General features: G+C 65.2%; 2 protein-coding genes. Both read left to right on the top strand.

The window, feature by feature from the left end; genetic code table 11:
* Window positions 1–412, top strand: a 412-nt coding sequence (locus tag EN969_RS25810; RefSeq protein ID WP_164758487.1) for an alpha/beta hydrolase, incomplete at its 5' end; no start/stop codon positions are given.
* 507 nt (window positions 413–919) lie between these two features.
* Window positions 920–2,560: an ABC transporter substrate-binding protein gene (locus EN969_RS25805; RefSeq protein ID WP_063169619.1), complete on the top strand. Its 1,641-nt coding sequence runs from the start codon at window positions 920–922 to the stop codon at window positions 2,558–2,560.
* The last annotated feature ends 127 nt before the right edge of the window (window positions 2,561–2,687 follow it).

The raw sequence follows: 2,687 nt of genomic DNA, 5'->3' as shown, positions 1-2,687 counted from the left end.
GGGCCAGGTGCTGATCTACCCCGAGCTCGGCGGCGACGAGCGCGCCGGCTCCTACATCGAACACGCCGACGCGCCGCTGCTGTCGGTGGCCGACATCGCCTTCTACCGCGACGTCCGTTCGGCCAGGCGCCAATCGCTTGACGATCCGACTTTTGCGCCGCTGCGCGACAAGGATTTCACCGGCCTGCCGCCGACGGTGATCGTCACCCCCGAATGCGACCCGTTGTCCTCGGATGGCGAGACCTACCGCGACCGCATTCTGGCCGCCGGCGGCAAGGCGTGGTGGCACGAAGAGCCGAGGCTGGTGCACAGCTTCCTGCGTGCCCGCACCACGGTGCCGGCGGCGGCGGAAGCGTTTGCGCGGATCGTGGCTGCGGTTGCAGCGCTGGGCAGGGGTGAGTGGCCGTATTGAACATAGCGAAGGCCCCCTCATCCGGCCGCTTCGCGGCCACCTTCTCCCCGCTGGGGAGAAGAGGGAAGCGCCGGCGCTGCAAGTCTCCTCTCCCCTCGGGGAGAGGTCAGCCGAGCGAAGCGGAGGCTGGGTGAGGGGGCGTCTCGCGTGAAGCGCCGGCATCCTCTTTTCAACAATGGAACATAGGAGGTCGAGTCCCGTCGTACCGACCCCCTCTGTCGCCTTCGGCGACATCTCCCCCTCAAGGAGGGAGATTCGCGCCGCGCCATCGTCCAACGCATACGCCAATCGCCGACTCCCCCCGCGGAACCCCGCACAATCACTGCGGAAAAGCGAACACTCCGCGGCGTCACCCCGCTCTATCATTCCCCCTCAGGCAACGGCGCCCCGGCGGTCGCGTCCGCCCCCGCGCCTGTCGATCGGCCGGGGCGATTTTTCTGTGCATGCCATTGTCCCAAAACCGCTGGGCACTTTTGGGCGGCATGCATCAACAACAGGGGAACGACGATGAAATTCATGCTGACCGACCGCAAACTCCACCCGCAAGCCAAACCCGTGGCCGACGATTTCAAGGCCGGCGGCATCAACCGCCGCGAATATCTGGCGCTGATGGCCGGGCTCGGCGTCAGCGCCGCCGGGGCGCTGGCGCTGGGCGGACTTGGCACCATCCCTGCCCGCGCGGCGGAACCCAAGAAGGGCGGCGTCCTGCGCGTCGCCATGAACGTCAAGGGTTTCAAGGACCCGCGCACCTTCGACGGCGTCGAGATGTCCAACGTTGCCCGCCACTGCAACGAATATCTGGTGCGCTGGAACACCGACTTCTCCTTCGAGCCCTGGCTGCTCGAAAGCTGGGAGGCGAGCGACGACGCCAGGATGCTGACCCTGCATGTGCGCAAGGGCATCTCGTGGTCGAACGGCGATGCCTTCAACGCCGACGATGTCATCCACAACCTCACCCGCTGGTGCGATGCCTCGGTGCCCGGCAATTCGGTCGCCGCGCGCATGGGCGCGCTGGTCAATGCCGACACCAAGAAGGTGGTCGATGGCGGCATCGAAAAGGTCGATGACTTCACCATCAAGCTGAACCTGCCCAAGCCCGACATCTCGCTGATCGCCGGCATGGCCGACTATCCCGCACTGATCATGCACCGCTCCTATGAGGGCGACGGCGATCCCCTGAAGGCGCTGGCCATCACCACCGGTCCCTGCGAGCTGGTCAGCTGGGATGCCGAGACCGGTGCCGAGGTGAAGCGCAAAGACAAGCCCTGGTGGAAGGGCGAATTCTACTTGGACGGCATCAAATGGGTCGACTACGGCTCCGACCCCAACGCCATGCTCTCGGCCTTCGAATCCGGCGAGATCGACACCGACCACGAGACCGCTTCCGATGCCGTCTCGCAGACCGAGCAGATGGGGCTGATGAACTCCGAGATCGCCACCGGCTCGACCATCGTCGCCCGCTTCAATGTCGCCAACGCGCCCTATGACGACGTCAAGGTGCGCCGCGCCGCCCAGCTCGCCGTCGACAATGCCGCCGTGCTGGCGCTCGGTCTCGGCGGCCGCGGCAAGCCCGCCGAAAATCACCATGTCGGCCCCATGCACCCCGAATATGCCGATATCGGCCCGGCGAAGCGTGACGTCGAGCAGTCGAAGAAGCTGTTGGCCGAGGCCGGCAAATCAGACCACGAATTCGAGCTCATCTCCGTCGATGTCGAATGGCAAAAGAGCACCGGCGACGCCATCGGCGCGCAGATGCGCGAGGCCGGCCTCAAGATCAAGCGCACCGTGCTGCCGGCCGCCACCTTCTGGAACGACTGGAGCAAATACCCCTTCTCCTGCACCGAATGGCTCGGCCGCCCGCTCGGCGTCCAGGTGCTGGCGCTGGCGTATAAATCCGGCGCCGCCTGGAACGAAAGCGCCTACGCCAATCCCGAATTCGACACGCTGCTAGACAAGGCACTGGCGACACCCGACGCCAAGGCGCGCAAGGAGATCATGGGCAAGATCGAGCAGAATCTGCGCGACTCGGGCATCATCATCCAACCCTACTGGCGCTCGGTCTACCGGACCTGTCGCAAAGGCGTAGAAGGCTGCGAACAGCACCAGGCGCTGGAGCAGCACTTTGAGAAGGTGTGGATTGAGAGTTGAGAGGCGGTCCGCGCTAGCGGACGTAAAGCCAATTGCTTGGCTTTACGAGCCTCGAACGCTCTGAGCCTGCGAAGGGCCGGGCGACGGTGATGCGCCGGCATTTCTAACCTTCTCCCCTTGTGGGAGA

Origin of the sequence: Mesorhizobium sp. M7A.F.Ca.CA.003.01.2.1 (assembly GCF_003998945.1) — a bacterium.
Classification (GTDB): domain Bacteria; phylum Pseudomonadota; class Alphaproteobacteria; order Rhizobiales; family Rhizobiaceae; genus Mesorhizobium; species Mesorhizobium ciceri.
The sequence above is the reverse complement of the archived record's forward strand: the minus strand, read 5'-3'. Positions and strand labels throughout refer to the sequence as shown.

Excerpts from the sequence above, each read along its gene's own strand:
- EN969_RS25805 (WP_063169619.1), top strand. The coding sequence starts at position 920 with ATGAAATTCATGCTGACCGACCGCAAACTCCACCCGCAAGCCAAACCC.